Source organism: Meridianimarinicoccus aquatilis (assembly GCF_004358675.1).
GTDB classification, from domain to species: Bacteria; Pseudomonadota; Alphaproteobacteria; order Rhodobacterales; family Rhodobacteraceae; genus Meridianimarinicoccus; species Meridianimarinicoccus aquatilis.
In genome coordinates this window covers 129775-145937 of sequence record NZ_SMZO01000002.1, presented here as the reverse complement: position 1 = coordinate 145937, position 16163 = coordinate 129775, and the positions used below count along the sequence as shown (strand labels likewise).

The window sequence follows — 16163 nt, the reverse complement described above, 5'->3', positions numbered from 1 at the left end:
GCACTGGTAACAGCGGGTGGACGGTAGTCTCCAACATCGTGCAGCGTTCAAGCCGCAAACCGACTGGAGTGTCCGGACGTTGCCAACCGATACAAATTTTGTCACGCGACAGACTGTGCGTTGCGCCCCGCCACCAGGCGGAAACCCTCATGATCGCCGCCATTTTGAGTGTGCCGATTGGCCGATGGTCAGGCCCATAAACCGGCGAAAAGCGCGGACAAGAGTCTGCGGGCTCCCGAACCCGGCCATCATAGCGACGTCGATGACTTTACCGACGATTCCCAAAGCTGTGTGCAGGCCAAATCGAACCGAGCCTCCTGCAGGATTCCCAAATAGGACCTGCGGCCGGCGCGGTCGTTATCGAGGTGCCGGAAAAATACCGACCGTCAGTTCCATGCCTAAAAATGGTCAAGCTCGAATGACGCCGAAATAGTACCAAGCACCCGCAGGGCTGCTCGGCCAATCGCGCCCTCCCTCTCCGGACCTTGTCGCAAAAAGCCAGATTTGCTTGACGTTCTATACGCAGCGGATGAACGGGACTGTCAAACTCTGGCGTTGCGGGCAATAAACGGCTATGGATCACGGCAAAACAGGTATTATCCGAGGCAGGCAACAATGCGCAAAGTAGTCGGAATCGTGTGCCTTGCGGCGCTTACGTGCGGCGCAGCACTGGCAGAAAACGCAACTGTGTCTAGCAAATCGCGTTCGGCCATCTTCAGCAAACAGACTGCCGTGCTCGACCGGAGGTCTGCGTCTCAGTACGAATATTCCTCGCGCCTTGTACCCCAAACAGATTTCTCGGGAAGCTTGGCATTGCCCCGCGCGAGTACGTCACAATATCGCGGAATTTACTTGCCAGTGGCTGAAGAACTGGCGCGGAAGCATCGCATCCCGCAGGTTTTGTTCGTGCGCCTGATCCAGCAAGAAAGCGCATGGAACCCTTTGGCGATTTCGCACAAAGGTGCAATCGGCCTTGCTCAGTTGATGCCCGGCACAGCGAAATATCTGCGCGTTGATCCTTATGACCCCATGCAGAACCTCGAAGGCGGCGCGCGATATCTGCGCGAGCAATACGACACGTTCGGGTCATGGCAGCTTGCGCTGGCTGCGTATAATGCAGGCCCCGGCGCCGTCCGGAACCACGGCGGTGTCCCGCCCTATCGGGAGACACAGAACTACGTGCGCAAGATCATGGGGTTTTCCGGCTAGACAAGCCGATAAGAGTTTCCAGAAAGCGAGTTTGGGCGGCACATCGCACCGCCCTTTGCCGCTTCAGTCCATCGCCTTGAAATGGAACTCGCCGCCTTCTTTCAGCCCAGACGGCCAGCGCGCTGTAACGGTTTTGGTTCGCGTGTAGAAACGGAAAGAATCGGGGCCATGCTGATTGAGATCGCCAAAGCCCGATTTCTTCCAACCGCCAAACGTATGGTACGCCAAAGGCACCGGGATCGGCACATTGATGCCGACCATACCAATGTTGATGCGGCTGGCAAAATCGCGCGCTGCGTCCCCGTCACGCGTAAAGATCGCTGTCCCGTTGCCGTATTCGTGGTCCATCGCCATGGACAGAGCTTCGTCATACGTCTTGGCCCGCACGGTACATAGAACCGGACCGAAAATCTCTTGCTTGTAGATGTCCATTTCGGTGGTCACACGGTCAAACAGATGCGGGCCGACAAAAAACCCATCCTCGTATCCTTGAAGGTTGAAGTCGCGCCCATCAACAACCAATTCGGCCCCTTGGTCGATGCCAGATTGTACAAGGCTTCCGATCCGTTCCTTGGCAGCAGCCGTGACGACAGGCCCATAATCCACGTCGGCGCCGCCCGTGTACGGCCCGACTTTCAGTTTTTCGATCCGTGGCACCAGTTTTTCGATCAAACGGTCAGCCGTGTCTTCGCCCACGGGAACCGCAACCGAGATAGCCATGCAGCGTTCGCCCGCAGCGCCGTACCCTGCCCCGATCAACGCATCAGCCGCTTGATCCATGTCGGCATCGGGCATGACGATCATATGGTTTTTGGCCCCGCCGAAGCACTGCACCCTTTTGCCGTTCGCACAGCCGCGCGAATAGATATACTCCGCGATCGGCGTTGAACCCACAAACCCAACCGCTTGAACAGTCTCGTTGTCGAGGATCGCATCGACCGCCTCTTTGTCGCCATTCACGACTTGCAGCAAACCATCGGGCAAACCGGCTTCCGACAACAGCTCGGCCAGCATCATCGGAACAGACGGGTCGCGTTCCGACGGTTTCAGGATAAACGCATTCCCACACGCCAATGCGGGTGCCATCTTCCACATCGGGATCATCGCTGGGAAATTGAATGGCGTGATACCGGCGACAACACCCAAAGGCTGACGCATGGAATACATGTCGATGCCGGGGCCGGCGCTATCGGTAAACTCACCCTTCAACAGATGCGGTGCGCCGATACAGAACTCGACCACTTCCAGACCGCGCTGCACATCGCCGCACGCATCTGGCAGCGTCTTACCGTGCTCCCGGCTCAACGCTTCGGCCAGTTTGTTCATGTCCCGGTTGAGGAGGCGCACAAATTCCATCAGCACCCGTGCGCGTTTTTGCGGGTTGGTCGCGCCCCATGCGGGCTGCGCAGCCGCTGCATCGGCAATCGCCTTGTCCATTTCGGCCTTGCTGGCCAAAGAAACTTGCGCCTGAACTTCGCCTGTTGCCGGATTGAACACATCCGCCCTTCGCCCCGTGCCGACGACCTGCCCCCCGTTTATATAGTGTCCGATAGCGTGCATGATTTCGATCCTCCCGAATATATTCAACCTATCTAGGCGCGTGCGGCGGGGAAGGTAAAGCCGCATGGTTCGCAAGGGCATAGCATCGCAACACGGTTATTGTTCTTGACAGAACAACCTGCACGGACTGACCTTGTTTGCCAGAGCTTTGAGAACAATGAGGAGGAGCAAACCATGCGCGTTCAACAGATTTTGCAGTCAAAGGCCACGACAGATGTGGTGACCGTTGCCCCCGGATCGTCGGTAGAAGAGACAGCAAAGCTGTTGTCGAGCCGCCGCATCGGTGCTGTCATCGTCTCAACGAATGGCGACCGCGCTGAGGGTATCGTTTCCGAACGAGACATTGTGCGGGAACTCGGCTCAAAGGGCGCAAGCTGCATGGGCCAGACGGTCGATACTATAATGACAGCAAATCCGATTTCGTGCGGGCTTGAAGATAGCAGCGATGATCTCTTTCGCAAAATGACCGAAGGGCGCTTTCGCCACCTGCCCGTCGTGGACGCAGATGGCAAAATGGTCGGACTGCTTTCGATCGGCGACGTGGTCAAAACCCAACTTGCCCATTTGGAAATGGAAAAAGACGCCCTTCAGGGCATGATCATGGGGTTCTAGCCCCTCACCCAAGGGCCAAATGGCGCACCGACCCAGCCCACTCTTGCAACCGATGTCGTAATATTGTTGCGTGCAAAAACGTGTTTTGCGGGGAGGCAAAGTCAGGACCATGCGTATCGGATTGTATCCGGGGACTTTCGACCCCCTGACACTGGGTCATGCAGATATCATCCGCCGCAGCTTTGCTCTGGTGGACAGGTTGGTCATCGGTGTTGCCATAAACCGGGATAAAAGCCCGCTTTTCTCTTTGGAAGAGCGGGTGGATATCATTCGAAACCAATTCGAAGGCGAAGGCCGATCGGTTGGATGCGACGTCGTTGTACACCCGTTTGAAAATCTCCTGATTGATTGCGCCAGAGATGTGGATGCGTCCTTGATCATTCGCGGTCTGCGCGCAGTGTCCGATTTTGAATATGAATTTCAGATGGTTGGCATGAATCGTGCCCTCAGCGACAAGATCGAGACAGTTTTTCTGATGGCAGAAGCGCAACACCAGGCGATTGCATCACGGCTGGTCAAGGAAATCGCCCGTCTGGACGGCGACGTTTCGAAATTCGTCACTCCCGAAGTCGAAGCAGCGTTGCAGGCAAAGTTCTCTCAAAGAGCCAAATGAAAAGGGCGCTCCGGATTGGGGCGCCCTTTCTAGAAAGGTATCACATTGTCTGGCCGACGTTTCGACACGTTGTCGAAAGTCATTTGCCGTAGACAGCATCATGTGCAAGCCGTGACAGATCGTTCGTCGCCAAATCAAAATCAAGCAACGTGCCATTCGACATGGTCTGAAGCTCGGCCAGAGTGCGATTGTACTGCGCGCGTTTGCGTGACGCGGCACGAACGGATGTAAGAAACGAAATCATGTTTTCCCCTTTGGGTTTGTGTTTGCAACAAACCGAAGATGGGGCGCGATGTGACCGCAAACAATAGCCAATGCCGCAGTGCGGCATTGCGCGTGACGCAAGGCGGAATACCAAAGTAAATTTCGTTAAGTGTTTTAATTTCTGAAGCTTATCGCGTGACGTTACCGTTAACTAAAAATAGCTTTCGCCAATCTCGGCAACCCCGCGCGCTTGAAAGCACTACGGGGGGTTATATCGGCAGCGCCTACCATTCCCGATAACGACTTGTTCGCAAGACGGCGCATGACATCGGGGTGTGATCGCGCAAACTCCAACAACACGCTGTCGGGGGCACGAGGTATGATACCAAACTGCGCAAGCGTCCTTCCCGGAAAGTCACGTAAATTCCGCGTCACAAGAGCGTCGGCACCGCCTGCAATTGCAGCAGCAAGCACATGACGGTCGTTGTCGTCGGGCAATGATAATCCCGCCTCCAACGCTTGATCCGTCACGACAGTTGCGCCCGGATACGCCGTTTGCACCATGGCGATTTCACCTTGGACAATGGCCGCCTGCTCTGGATGAACGCGGATAACGGCCCGACGCCATTCCTCAAGGATCCGTGCGGACCAGATTGGCACGATCAACCCTTCGTCAGCACACCCCAGCAACAGCAATCGTGGGATTGTCGGAAACAGCACACAGGCATCAATCAAAACGCGCATCACACCCCACCTCAGTTCGCACGCTCAACCGTGCCATGGTGACACGCGCGCTACAACAAACGAACCACGGACGTTTTTTTCACACCGGGCGTTTTCCAGTAGAAGTGGTATCGCTAACATCGTATACTCTGCGTAACTTCAGTCTGACCGAACAAGGGAACGACATGACACTGAATACCACAATCGATCGGGTCACAGACCGCATCCGTGAACGCAGCCACAAATCCCGCGCCGAGTATCTGGACAGAATGCGCCGTGCCGGGGATGCAGGCCCTGCCCGCGCGCACCTGACATGTGGCAATCAGGCCCATGCCTATGCAGCAATGGGGGATCAGAAAGATGCCCTTGCTGGCGGCCGCGCCCCCAATATTGGCATTGTGACTGCCTATAACGATATGCTTTCTGCGCACCAGCCGTTCGAAGATTTCCCCAAGCAAATCCGCGCAGCGGCGCAAGCCGCCGGCGGCACAGCACAAGTCGCAGGCGGTGTTCCAGCCATGTGTGATGGTGTCACCCAAGGGCAGCCCGGCATGGAATTGTCCCTGTTTTCCCGCGACGTGATCGCACTCGCGGCGGGCGTGTCTTTGTCTCACAATACATTCGACGCAGCTGCGTACCTTGGCGTATGCGACAAGATCGTGCCGGGTCTTGTGATGGCCGCCGCAACTTTCGGGCACATCCCTGGCATCTTTGTCCCCGCCGGGCCAATGACGAGCGGATTGCCGAATGACGAAAAGGCCAAAGTGCGCCAGCAATTCGCAACCGGCGAAGTTGGCCGTGACAAGCTGATGGAAGCGGAAATGGCCAGTTATCATGGGCCGGGCACCTGCACATTCTATGGCACCGCGAATACCAACCAGATGTTGATGGAATTCATGGGCCTGCATCTTCCCGGTGCGTCGTTCGTAAACCCAAACACCCCACTGCGCGATGCTCTGACACGCGCCGCCACAGAGCGTGCGCTGTCGATCACGGCTCTTGGAAACGATTACCGCCCGGTGTGTGATATCCTTGACGAACGCGCCTTTGTGAACGGGCTTGTGGGTCTTATGGCTACGGGTGGGTCCACCAACTTGGTCATTCACTTGCCCGCCATGGCACGCGCCGCAGGTGTCATTCTCGACCTCAAGGATTTTGAAGATATCTCGGAAGCGACCCCACTTTTGGCCAAAGTCTATCCAAACGGCTTGGCAGACGTGAACCACTTCCACGCGGCGGGTGGTCTTGGGTACATGATCGGGCAATTGCTGGAAAACGGCCTGTTGCACCCGGATGCCAAGACTGTGGCAGGCGAGGGGCTTGATCTTTATACCAAAGACCCGAAGCTAACCGATGCTGGTCTTGACTGGGTGGACGGGCCGCAAGCGTCGCTAAACGAAAAGATCCTGCGCCCGGCATCTGATCCCTTCCAGAAGTCCGGCGGCTTGAAGCAGCTTTCTGGCAACCTGGGTCGTGGCGTGATGAAGGTTTCCGCTGTTGCGCCAGAACGCCGTGTGATCGAAGCGCCAGCGCGTGTGTTTCAGGATCAAGAGGCGGTCAAAACTGCCTTCAAGGCGGGCGAGTTCACCACAGATACAGTCGTTGTTGTTCGCTTTCAGGGGCCGCGCGCCAACGGGATGCCCGAGCTGCACAGCCTGACGCCAACGCTTGCTGTTCTTCAGGATCGCGGATTGAAGGTCGCGCTTGTGACCGACGGCCGGATGTCTGGCGCTTCGGGCAAGGTGCCTGCCTGCATCCACGTGGCTCCCGAAGCGACTGAAGGCGGGATATTGGCCAAGATCCAGGATGGCGACCTGATCCGAGTTGATGCAGAGGCAGGTGTGCTTGAAGTTTTAGCCGAAGGCGTCGATGACAGACAAGCGGCAACGCCCGACCTGTCCGGGAATGCGTTTGGACTGGGCCGCGAACTGTTTGCGGCCTTCCGCGATGTGGTCGGCCCGGCCAGCGCAGGAGCGAGCGTTGTCGTTCCTTATGAAGACCCTGAAATCGCCTGAAAAGGATAGCGTAGACATGACACCTGAAACCGCAAGCGAACGCCTGTTGGGCGTGGCCCGCAAAGCCCCTGTCATTCCAGTGATTGTGGTCGATGACGCGGGAAAAGCCCGCGATCTTGCCCACGCCCTGGTTACCGGCGGACTTTACGCGCTTGAGATCACTCTTCGTACGGCGCAAGCGCTTGACGCGATCAAGGCCATGAGTGACGTTCCCGGCGCGGTTGTCGGTGCGGGCACCTTGCTGACACCTGATGACGCACGCCGCGCACAGGATGCCGGGGCAACCTTTGGTGTATCGCCGGGCAGTTCTGATCGGCTTCTTGATGCGTGCGAAGCAATGGACTTGGCCATGCTACCCGGTGCCGCCACGGCAACAGAAGCCATGGCGCTGTTGGAACGTGGGTACAGCTTTCAGAAGTTTTTCCCGGCCGAGGCGATTGGCGGCGTGCCTGCGCTCAAAGGGCTGTCTGGACCCCTTCCGCAGATTACGTTCTGCCCAACGGGCGGCGTCTCATTGGCAAATGCCCCAAGTTACCTGAGCCTGCCCAACACCGTTTGCGTAGGTGGCTCTTGGGTATCCCCCAAAGCACTGGTCGACGCAGGCGATTGGGACGGCATTACGAAACTTGCCGCAGAAGCTGCTGCTTTGACGGCAAGCTGATCCTGCTTAGCCCACCCGGCTCGCGCGGCCGCCCCGGCGCCCCGTGCGCGCCGGGCAGGCAAGACCTTCGCGCAGGACCTCGGTCATGGGATGCGACGGGTTTGCCTGACCGTGCCGGGTGAGCAACTCGGTGATCAAAGGCGCAGTGCCATTTGGCCCAATTTCCGTGCTCAGCGCCCAATCAAGAAAGATTGACCGGCATTGCCCAGCGTCAATTCCGTCGATCACATAGCTTTCCGCGATCATCCCTTTGGGGTCGATTGGGTCAAAAGGTTTACGCATCTTATTCCTCTTGCTGTGCAGGCGCGACATACGGCGCGAGCACCGCGTCAATAATCGCGGCGGCCTTAACGGTTGCAGAGGCTATGGCGCTTTCAAGGGCGTCCAGATCTGGCTTGCCGGTATCCCGCAACAACATGGCGCGGCCACCATGACCCAGCTTTGCGGGATCCAGTGCTTGATCCGTCAGCAGCCGTGTAACCGCCTTGATCCGGCTCAAGAGATCGTGCGCTTTGATCAGAACTTCGCGCGCAGATGTATCGACCAATGAACATTCCAGCCGCAGTTGATCCGGCACCTGACGATCGGGCGCGCCGTGAACCAGCGCCAAAAGCTGCGCAAAAAGTTCGATATCTTGCAGTCCGCCAGGCCCGTTTCCAACATCCCACTTGTTTGCACGCGGCTTGGCGCTTGCCAAGCGCTTACGCATATCGACCAGATCGCGGCACGGCTTTTCATGGGCGCGCGGCTCCGCCAACACTTCCAAACGAAATTCTTCAACATCGGTCGCCAACTCTGCTGAACCGGCCACCACGCGTGCACGGGTCAGGGCCAGATGTTCCCATGTCCACGCTTCGCTCCGTTGATAGTTCTGAAAAGAGGTCCAACTCGCCGCAGCGGGCCCCTGCCGACCGGACGGACGCAATCGCATATCAACCTCGTAAAGCGCGCCAGCTGCCGTCTTGGCAGACAATGCGGTGATCAGCGCTTTTGTAAGGCGGGCGTAATAGGTGCGCGCAGGCAAGGGCCGCGGACCATCAGAATTCTCGTCAGGGTCGGCATCGTAAATCACGATCAAATCAAGATCAGAGCGCGCCCCAAGCGACCTCGCGCCCAACGAGCCCATCCCCAAAACAACCGCGCCTCGCCCGGGAAGCGCGCCATAGCGCACGGCGAAATCGGCGCATGTGGCATTCCAAATGGACGCGACGCTGGCTTGAGCCAGATCAGAATATTCTTGAGCTGCTTCAGGTGGTCCAATCAATCCACGCAAGTGATGAACACCGACGCGAAAGTGCCAGTCCTTCATCCAATAACGCGCCGTATCCAGTTGGCGTTCATAATCCAGTTCGCTGCTGCTCAGCTTATGTTCAAGATCGCCTGACAGCACCTGAAGCCCCGGCCACTGCTCAAAGAACGCTCCGCCAATCACCGCATCCAAAACGCCGGGATTCTCGGACAGGTATCTCGCCAAGGCGGGCGCTGTAGACGAGACATCAACCATCAAATCAATGAGCTGGGGGTTAGCTTCAAACAAGGAGAACACTTGAACTCCAGCAGGTAACCCCTTGAGAAAACCATCAAATTGAATAATGGCCTCATCAGGTCGCGGGCCCCGCTCAAAGCCTTGCATCAAGCGTGGCAATATCCGTTCGAAAAGTCCGCGCGCCCGCTTCGATCTGAGCGCGGGGTACTTTTGCCACTCTTGAACAAGACGTTCGGCAGTCTCGCTCATGGGGATCGCGGGGGCGGGTTCATTCGGGGAAAAGAAGTCTTCGGTCGTTTCGTGGACTCGGTCCATCAGTTCCCGCAGTTCGTGCCGCAGCGCGTCCACATCGCCCCCACCTGTGAAATCCGCAATGCGCTGCCATTCATCAGCGCTTCGCGGAAGGTGGTGTGTCTGAGCATCTTGAACCATCTGCGCCCTGTGTTCGATTTCGCGCAGCCGAACATAATCCGCATCCAGCGTCGCGGCCTCATCCGCCTTCACCCAGCCATGCTCCACCAAAAGACGCAACGCCGTACGGGTTGGGCGCACGCGCAAGGCAGGCTCTCTGCCGCCGGCGATCAACTGGCGGATTTGTGCAAAGAACTCAATTTCACGGATACCGCCAGGGCAAAGCTTCACGTTTCGCCCATCCAGCCCACTTCCCAGATGTGATTTATGCGCCCGAATTTTCTGGCGAATTTCCTGAGCGTCCTGAACGGTTGTGAAATCCAAATGACGGCGCCAGATAAACGGGCGGATCTCTGTGAGGAAGCGCTCTCCGGCCACGAGATCACCGGCAGCTGGGCGGGCCTTGATATAAGCCTGTCGTTCCCAAGTTCTGCCAAGCCCCTCATAGTATCGTTCAGCAGAGGCGAAAGACAGAACAACGGGCGTCGCGGACGGATCTGGGCGCAGCCGCAGGTCAGTTCGAAAGACATACCCCTCCCCCGTCTGGTCAGACAAAAGTGCCATTGCCCGACGGACTGCCTTGACAAAAATGGCCCGCGCTTCGGGTAAATCGACGACATCAAAGCGCGTATCGTCGAACAGGCAAATCAAGTCGATATCGGACGAATAATTCAACTCGCCGGCGCCCATTTTACCCATGGCAAGCACCACAAGCCCAGCTGCTGTGGGCAAATCGTCCATGCTTTGCCCCGGCAGTTTGCCCCGCGACAGGTCTGGCATCAGTGCAGTCTTGATCGCGACATCCGTCGCCAGATCAGCAAGATCAGTCAGTGCACCTGTCACCTCGTCCAGCGACCACACACCACCGAGATCCGCAAGCGCAGCGAGCAATGACACGCGCTGCTTGGCAATTCTGAGCGCGGGCCCCACTTCGTTCGCCCCACCGGGCTTCAGCTCGGCCAGCGCGGCGTTCAAGGCCGCATTCGGATCTCCGTCAAGCGCACCCTCAAGCCATGCCGCCTGCCGTACCATCAGACCAGACAGAAACGGGCTGCACCCCGCCGTCCCCGCCAAAAGATCACGCACCTCGCCGGTGGCCCAATCAAGATGGGCAAGCGCATCCGCCGCGCGATTTGAGTCGTGAGGTATGGGGCAGCGGGTTATACGATCTGAAAAGTTCATCCCGCTACCATGAGCGCCACACACAGCAGGGTCAATCTTTCCCGCATGTCTGTGGGACCAAAGCGCAGGTCGCGAAAAAAATGTAAATAGTTTTCACATTGCCCCTTGAAGCCGCGCGCCCCAATGCCAATCTTTCGTAATGTGAAAGACATTCACATAACCCGAAACGGAGACACCGATGAGCACTGTCGCAACTTGGCCCTCGGCCGCAGAAACCTGGCTCGATCAGCGCGGAAAAGGCGCCTGGATCGCGGCCATGATCGCTGGTTTTATCTTTTTCTGGCCCGTTGGCCTTGGCCTTCTTGCCTATATGATCTGGAGCAAACGAATGTTCACACCCTGCAAATCACGCGCACGCCGCGCACACCACGCCTTCAAATCGTCTGGCAACAGCGCTTTCGATGCCTACAAAGCCGATACGCTTCGCCGTCTGGAAGAAGAACAAGACAGCTTCCAGGACTTCCTCAAGCGACTGCGTGATGCAAAAGACAAAGCCGAGTTCGACCAGTTTATGGAAGACCGCAGTCGCCATGCCGACGCAACCCACCCGCAGGGCGCCTGAGTGTAACCTGCCCGCTGCGGCCCCTTGTGGGCCGCGGCGCTGATGAAACGGAAGAAAATGACACAGACAGACGCGCACTGGCGCCTCCCCGATCCGGACGATCATCCGGAATTTTACAGCGATACAACAACGAAGCGCTTTTTTGCATGGATCATCGACACAATCCTGATCACCTTGATCAGCTTGGTCGCGATCCCATTCACGGCGTTTGTTGGGCTTTTCTTTTTTGCCGGTTTGTTCTTGCTGGTCAGCCTCGTGTACCGCGTCGCGTCTTTGGCAAAATGGTCGGCCACGCCCGGCATGCGGCTTTTGTCAGTTGAAATGCGCACGCGGTCTGGCGACCGTTTTGATCTGCCAACCTCGTTCCTTCATACTGGGGCCTACATGGTTATGATGGCCATCTTCGTACTGCAGGCCGTGTCGATCATTCTGATGCTTACCGGAAGCCGCAGCCAAGGGCTTCACGATCATTTACTAGGCACTTCGGCAATTAACCGCGCCGCAGTATTTTAGCTTGATTACGGAATGTGACACTAAGATAACTCCTCGGGGCTTGGCCTGCTTGCAATGCATTGCTACCTTCCCCTTCGACTCAGGGAGAAACAATGCGCCACACGCTTCCAATTGCTCCGCAGTTCTATGTGACTGCGCCGCAACCCTGCCCCTATCTAGAGGGCAGGATGGAAAGGAAGCTGTTTACGGCATTGCAAGGTGAGTTCGCGGAAACACTGAACGATGCCCTTTCAAAACAAGGGTTTCGCAGGTCGCAGAATGTTTTGTACCGCCCTTCATGCGCTGATTGCACCGCGTGTATGTCGGCACGGATCAGAGTGGCAGATTTTGAGCCGTCCCGCGGCCAAAGGCGGACCTCATCCCGCAACGCGGACCTGATACGGCAAGTCAATTCACCTTGGGCTACCGAAGAACAGTTTTCGCTTTTCCGTCGATATCTGGACAGTCGCCACGCAACTGGTGGCATGGCGGATATGGACATTTTTGAATTTGCCGCGATGGTTGAAGAAACCCCGGTAAAGTCGCGGGTGATTGAATACGATTATCCGCCCGAGCATGATCTTGCGCGTGGCGAGCTTGCGGCAGTTTGCCTGACCGATATGCTCGATGATGGGCTGAGCCTCGTTTATTCTTTCTACGACACAAACGCATCACGCCGCAGTTTGGGCACACATGTGATCTTGGATCATATTGAAATCGCGCGCGAGGCGAAACTTCCCTATGTCTATCTGGGCTACTGGGTGCCAGGAAGCCCGAAGATGGGGTACAAGGCGGGCTTTTCCGCGTTGGAGATTTACAAGGGCGGTGTTTGGCAAGACATCGGGGATCCGACCAGCCATGACACCGAAACGCACCCTCTGTCAGTAGATCCGATCGCAGAGCAAGTCGCCCGCATCTCTCTTCCCGATACGATGACCAACCGCAGTTGATCACCGTCAAATCGTTCTGACTGGCACGATTTCGCTGCGTTTAGCGCGATCTGAAAGTGAGACCCGCTTGAGCAAGTGCTATTAAACTGAAAGGCCCCCGAGCTGCATGTGTGGTGCAACTCGGGGGCCTTATCCGTTAGCACGGGACCAGCGGCTTTAACCACCCAAGAGGTTCGGAACAATCGTCACCACGCTGGGGAACAGCCACAGCAGCAACAGGCCAGAGATCTGGATCATCACAAACGGAAGCACGCCTTGATAAATGTGCTTGGTCGTGACCTCAGGCGGCGCCACCCCCCGCAGATAGAACAGCGCAAATCCGAAGGGCGGTGTCAGGAACGACGTCTGCAAGTTCACTGCGATCATGATGGTGACCCATTTCGGGTCCATCGTCCCGCCATAAATCACCGGACCCACAATGGGGACCACGATATAAATGATCTCAAGAAAATCGAGCACGAACCCAAGGATAAACAACACCAGCATCACCAGCAGGAACACGACCATCTCATTGTCGAAACTGCGCAAGAACTGCTGAATATAATGCTCCCCCCCGAACGAGATCACGACAAGGTTCAACACTTGCGAGCCGATCAAGATGGTGAACACCATAGATGTCACCTTTGCCGTTTCGCGCACCACCGGTCCCAAGACCCCACCGCGCAACAACACCCAGCAACTGTACAGGATCCCGAAAATCGCAAAGTGATACGCGACTTGGGCCGTGACGAAGGCGACGTATTCTTCGAAGGCAACTTCTGCTCGCGACATCCGCAGATCGAAATTCACTCCGACAAGGATCATGATGACCAGTGCAAACGCAGTCTGAATGATCATTTTGCCTGACCGGTGCTCATCCTTCAGCTTGCGATAGGCCGCCAACATGATCGCACCTGACGCCCCCAAGGCCGCGGCGGGCGTAGGGTTAGTGATGCCGCCAAGGATAGACCCCAGCACGGCCACAATAAGGATGAGCGGCGGGAACACCACGCGAAGCAGTTCATTCCCCGCCAAACGCTGCATCGCCGTGCGCACGCCATAAAGCGCGACGAGCGTTGGGATCAGCAACAGCAGAAAGGCCCGCCCCTCGGTCATTTCGGGACCGATCAACAGCCAATCCACGACAAAGGCCGCCATGACACCGCCCATACCGATCAGCAAAGGGCGAGGATCTGCGGTTGGGGCAACGCCGCGCGCCGTCGTCAACACCAAAGCAAGGATAACGAACAATGTGACCAACTGCGGGCTAAGAACCGGCGCCGAGACAATCAATTCCGCGCGCAGGGCGGCGATTTCTTCCGGCGTGCGTTCAACGCTCAGGGTCTGCCCCCCACCATCTACGATTGCTTGCTGTTCGGCTACGGCCGTGTCCCACGCCTCTTGTCCGTGAAGGCCAATCATCGCGACTTGGCATTGTTCAGACACGTTGGTTCGCAGCGATGCTCCCTCGGAGGCGTCTGTAAAACTGTCAACGATAAGGCTTTGGGAGCCAATGATCCCAGCTTGCCCGAGCAAGATCGCACCGCCAATGAGGATTGCAGGCGCGGCGGCAAACCATGTCAGCGACTCGCGCCGGGTAACTGGAGTTCCTGAATCGTCACCATCGACAACGACGGACGGTGCATGGCGAGGATCATAAAGCGCAAAAGCCAGTGCATAGACTGCATAAAGCACTGCAAGTAGAACGCCGGGCAAAATCGCGGCCTGAAACAGTGTCCCGACCGACACCACGGCCGGCTTGCCCAAATACGTCAGCGCGTCAGAACAGCCAAGTGATTGCGCGCGGGCTTCTTGCGCGGCGGAATATAGATCCCCCGCTAGCGTGCCCAGCAAAACGATCACAATAGATGGCGGAATGATCTGCCCCAACGTGCCGGACGCCGCGATGACCCCGGTGGCAAGTTGCGGTGAGTACCCGGCCCGCAACATGGTCGGCAACGACAACAGCCCCATAGTGACCACAGTGGCACCCACGATCCCTGTGGACGCAGCCAAAAAGGCCCCGACCACAACCACTGACACAGCCAAACCGCCCGGCAATGGGCCGAAAACGCGCGCCATGGTCGTTAGCAAATCATTCGCGATGCGAGAACGTTCAAGCGTGATGCCCATCATGACAAACATCAAAACTGCCAGCAGCGTTTCGATGCTTTGCCCTGCGAACACACGTTCGTTCATCCGGTTGACGATAAAGGAAAGGTTGCGATCCATCGCCATTTCCCAACCGCCGGGAAAAACCGGTGTTTCCACCCTGGGCAGATCCGGAAATCGGAATTGTGAAATGACCGACGGGTTCACCCCATCCGCCAGGAGCGCGCGATATGCGTCGGACCCTGTGTCGACCGCCTGATGTATCAGCACACCAGCACTGTCGAGCGCGGCAATGATGCCAAACGCAAGAATACCGGCCCCGCCAATGGCGAAAGCAACTGGAAAGCCCGTCATGATTCCACTGAAAAGGCTGAGGAAAACGATGATCAGGCCGACTTCGACCCCGTCCAAACCGAATAGCATGGGTACGCCCTTCGCGTTAGTGGATGTCGGCGGTGCGTTCGGCGATTTCATCGCCCAGCACGTCGGCATCGTGGAACTTTCCGTCGGCTTCCTCGCCTTCGATCAGTTCAAGAAGATTTCGATAAAAGAAGGTCAGCGCCTGAAGCAGCATCATCGCTACGAACGCAACGATCAGCAGCTTGAAAAGGAAGTAGGCGTTGAACCCGTTGGGCGAAAATCCGAATGTTTCCACGTTCCAGCGCAGGACGCGGGACTTGCGAAGCAAGGCGTCAACTGTATCAGACGCGGAGATTTTGGGCGTGATCAGGTGCCGCCACAGGAAAAACCAGGCGTACATCCATGTGAGGATCAGCACTGGCATCATAAAGATCAGGCTTCCGATCATATCGATGATCTTTTTGGTCCGACGCGACACGGCACCATAGACAAGATCAACGCGCACGTGACCGCCTTGGATGAAGGTGTAGGCACAGCACAGCGCGACGACGATCGCATTGTAGAGTTTCAACTCTTCAGAATACCAGCTGAGTGATTTCGTGAACACTGTTCCGAATGGCCCAATCGAAATATCAGAGACCAGAAAGATGCGTTGCAAAAAGACGATCAGCGTTTGTTGCAACACCATTAGCAACCCTGCCCAAGCCATAACGCGGCCGACAGAATTCCCCAACGCCTCTGCGCCGCGGACAAAGCCCCAAAGAATTGGCCTGTATGCCAACCCCGCCGCTGTCAGGATCAGGACAAGTACGAAGATAGCAAAGAAAAGCTCAACAGAGCCGCCGTAATAGGCGAAACGCATAATAGCCTGCGGTTCGGCCCAGTTCAGCCAAAGCGCAGGATGGGTGATCGCGTATCCGATATTGTACAGGCCCATCGCGGTGTTGGTGACAAGCCAAAGGATGCCGTCGAGCATCTCATCCTCCGAAGATCAGGGGTGGCCCGCCCCATTGCAGGGACGGGCCCAAGACA

The 16163-nt window shown here is 57.0% G+C and carries 16 protein-coding genes; 8 read left to right on the top strand and 8 right to left on the bottom strand.

Going from position 1 to position 16163, the window contains the following annotated elements; translation table 11 throughout:
* Nucleotides 1–147: 147 nt before the first annotated feature.
* A complete protein-coding gene (locus E2L05_RS21305; RefSeq protein ID WP_133341141.1) occupies nt 148–285 on the bottom strand; it encodes an AraC family transcriptional regulator in 138 nt (45 codons plus the stop codon).
* 330 nt (nt 286–615) lie between these two features.
* On the opposite strand from E2L05_RS21305, the gene E2L05_RS01605 reads away from it, so the two are divergent.
* Nucleotides 616–1209, top strand: coding sequence for a lytic transglycosylase domain-containing protein (locus tag E2L05_RS01605; protein WP_133341140.1), 594 nt, complete (start codon nt 616–618; stop codon nt 1207–1209).
* A gap of 63 nt (nt 1210–1272) precedes the next feature.
* On the opposite strand, the gene E2L05_RS01600 is transcribed toward E2L05_RS01605, so the two are convergent.
* Nucleotides 1273–2769: a CoA-acylating methylmalonate-semialdehyde dehydrogenase gene (locus tag E2L05_RS01600; RefSeq protein WP_133341139.1), complete on the bottom strand. Its 1497-nt coding sequence runs from the start codon at nt 2767–2769 to the stop codon at nt 1273–1275.
* Between the two features lie 174 nt (nt 2770–2943).
* Between E2L05_RS01600 and E2L05_RS01595 the strand changes: the two genes are divergently transcribed.
* Complete coding sequence (locus E2L05_RS01595) at nt 2944–3381, top strand: CBS domain-containing protein (protein ID WP_133341138.1); 438 nt, start codon at nt 2944–2946, stop codon at nt 3379–3381.
* Between the two features lie 109 nt (nt 3382–3490).
* Nucleotides 3491–3994: a pantetheine-phosphate adenylyltransferase gene (coaD, locus tag E2L05_RS01590; RefSeq protein WP_133341137.1), complete on the top strand. Its 504-nt coding sequence runs from the start codon at nt 3491–3493 to the stop codon at nt 3992–3994.
* A 79-nt stretch (nt 3995–4073) separates the two neighbouring features.
* Here the strand turns inward: coaD and E2L05_RS20670 are convergent, their stop codons facing one another.
* Together E2L05_RS20670 and E2L05_RS01585 are read right to left on the bottom strand one after the other, a co-directional pair.
* Nucleotides 4074–4238, bottom strand: a complete 165-nt coding sequence (locus E2L05_RS20670; RefSeq protein ID WP_164686272.1) for a hypothetical protein — start codon at nt 4236–4238, stop codon at nt 4074–4076.
* Nucleotides 4239–4405: 167 nt separating this feature from the next.
* Entirely contained in the window at nt 4406–4942 is a 537-nt protein-coding gene (locus tag E2L05_RS01585) for an RSP_2648 family PIN domain-containing protein (RefSeq protein WP_133341136.1), read from the bottom strand.
* Between the two features lie 164 nt (nt 4943–5106).
* Between E2L05_RS01585 and edd the strand changes: the two genes are divergently transcribed.
* Together edd and eda are read left to right on the top strand one after the other, a co-directional pair.
* The gene (gene edd, locus E2L05_RS01580; protein ID WP_133341135.1) at nt 5107–6936 is read left to right on the top strand and encodes a phosphogluconate dehydratase; all 1830 of its coding nucleotides are present in this window, start codon (nt 5107–5109) and stop codon (nt 6934–6936) included.
* A 16-nt stretch (nt 6937–6952) separates the two neighbouring features.
* Nucleotides 6953–7597: a bifunctional 4-hydroxy-2-oxoglutarate aldolase/2-dehydro-3-deoxy-phosphogluconate aldolase gene (gene eda / locus E2L05_RS01575; protein ID WP_133341134.1), complete on the top strand. Its 645-nt coding sequence runs from the start codon at nt 6953–6955 to the stop codon at nt 7595–7597.
* 6 nt (nt 7598–7603) lie between these two features.
* Here eda and E2L05_RS01570 read toward each other — a convergent pair whose 3' ends face one another.
* Both E2L05_RS01570 and E2L05_RS01565 read right to left on the bottom strand, forming a co-directional pair.
* Nucleotides 7604–7879: a hypothetical protein gene (locus E2L05_RS01570; protein ID WP_133341133.1), complete on the bottom strand. Its 276-nt coding sequence runs from the start codon at nt 7877–7879 to the stop codon at nt 7604–7606.
* A gap of 1 nt (nt 7880) precedes the next feature.
* Nucleotides 7881–10676 (bottom strand): [protein-PII] uridylyltransferase family protein, encoded by a 2796-nt coding sequence (locus tag E2L05_RS01565; protein ID WP_133341132.1) that lies wholly within the window; start codon nt 10674–10676, stop codon nt 7881–7883.
* A gap of 178 nt (nt 10677–10854) precedes the next feature.
* Between E2L05_RS01565 and E2L05_RS01560 the strand changes: the two genes are divergently transcribed.
* The 3 genes from E2L05_RS01560 (at nt 10855) to E2L05_RS01550 (ending at nt 12680) form a co-directional block, all read left to right on the top strand.
* Nucleotides 10855–11238, top strand: coding sequence for a DUF2852 domain-containing protein (locus tag E2L05_RS01560; protein ID WP_133341131.1), 384 nt, complete (start codon nt 10855–10857; stop codon nt 11236–11238).
* Nucleotides 11239–11295: 57 nt separating this feature from the next.
* Nucleotides 11296–11751 carry an RDD family protein gene (locus E2L05_RS01555; protein ID WP_133341130.1) on the top strand — a complete coding sequence of 152 codons (456 nt, stop codon included), beginning with the start codon at nt 11296–11298 and terminating at the stop codon, nt 11749–11751.
* Nucleotides 11752–11843: 92 nt separating this feature from the next.
* Nucleotides 11844–12680: an arginyltransferase gene (locus E2L05_RS01550; RefSeq protein WP_133341129.1), complete on the top strand. Its 837-nt coding sequence runs from the start codon at nt 11844–11846 to the stop codon at nt 12678–12680.
* Nucleotides 12681–12836: 156 nt separating this feature from the next.
* On the opposite strand, the gene E2L05_RS01545 is transcribed toward E2L05_RS01550, so the two are convergent.
* Both E2L05_RS01545 and E2L05_RS01540 read right to left on the bottom strand, forming a co-directional pair.
* The gene (locus tag E2L05_RS01545) at nt 12837–15194 is read right to left on the bottom strand and encodes a TRAP transporter large permease (RefSeq protein WP_133341128.1); all 2358 of its coding nucleotides are present in this window, start codon (nt 15192–15194) and stop codon (nt 12837–12839) included.
* A 16-nt stretch (nt 15195–15210) separates the two neighbouring features.
* Nucleotides 15211–16107: a TRAP transporter small permease subunit gene (locus E2L05_RS01540; RefSeq protein ID WP_133341127.1), complete on the bottom strand. Its 897-nt coding sequence runs from the start codon at nt 16105–16107 to the stop codon at nt 15211–15213.
* Nucleotides 16108–16163: the final 56 nt, after the last annotated feature.

Bases quoted from the DNA above. Each gene is read 5' to 3' on its own strand.
- E2L05_RS01565 (WP_133341132.1), bottom strand. From the start codon at position 10,676: ATGAACTTTTCAGATCGTATAACCCGCTGCCCCATACCTCACGACTCA.
- E2L05_RS20670 (WP_164686272.1), bottom strand. From the start codon at position 4,238: ATGATTTCGTTTCTTACATCCGTTCGTGCCGCGTCACGCAAACGCGCG.
- eda (WP_133341134.1), top strand. From the start codon at position 6,953: ATGACACCTGAAACCGCAAGCGAACGCCTGTTGGGCGTGGCCCGCAAA.
- coaD (WP_133341137.1), top strand. From the start codon at position 3,491: ATGCGTATCGGATTGTATCCGGGGACTTTCGACCCCCTGACACTGGGT.
- E2L05_RS01560 (WP_133341131.1), top strand. From the start codon at position 10,855: ATGAGCACTGTCGCAACTTGGCCCTCGGCCGCAGAAACCTGGCTCGAT.
- E2L05_RS01545 (WP_133341128.1), bottom strand. From the start codon at position 15,194: ATGCTATTCGGTTTGGACGGGGTCGAAGTCGGCCTGATCATCGTTTTC.
- E2L05_RS01550 (WP_133341129.1), top strand. From the start codon at position 11,844: ATGCGCCACACGCTTCCAATTGCTCCGCAGTTCTATGTGACTGCGCCG.
- E2L05_RS01600 (WP_133341139.1), bottom strand. From the start codon at position 2,769: ATGCACGCTATCGGACACTATATAAACGGGGGGCAGGTCGTCGGCACG.
- E2L05_RS01540 (WP_133341127.1), bottom strand. From the start codon at position 16,107: ATGCTCGACGGCATCCTTTGGCTTGTCACCAACACCGCGATGGGCCTG.
- E2L05_RS01595 (WP_133341138.1), top strand. From the start codon at position 2,944: ATGCGCGTTCAACAGATTTTGCAGTCAAAGGCCACGACAGATGTGGTG.
- E2L05_RS01570 (WP_133341133.1), bottom strand. From the start codon at position 7,879: ATGCGTAAACCTTTTGACCCAATCGACCCCAAAGGGATGATCGCGGAA.
- E2L05_RS01555 (WP_133341130.1), top strand. From the start codon at position 11,296: ATGACACAGACAGACGCGCACTGGCGCCTCCCCGATCCGGACGATCAT.
- E2L05_RS01585 (WP_133341136.1), bottom strand. From the start codon at position 4,942: ATGCGCGTTTTGATTGATGCCTGTGTGCTGTTTCCGACAATCCCACGA.
- edd (WP_133341135.1), top strand. From the start codon at position 5,107: ATGACACTGAATACCACAATCGATCGGGTCACAGACCGCATCCGTGAA.
- E2L05_RS01605 (WP_133341140.1), top strand. From the start codon at position 616: ATGCGCAAAGTAGTCGGAATCGTGTGCCTTGCGGCGCTTACGTGCGGC.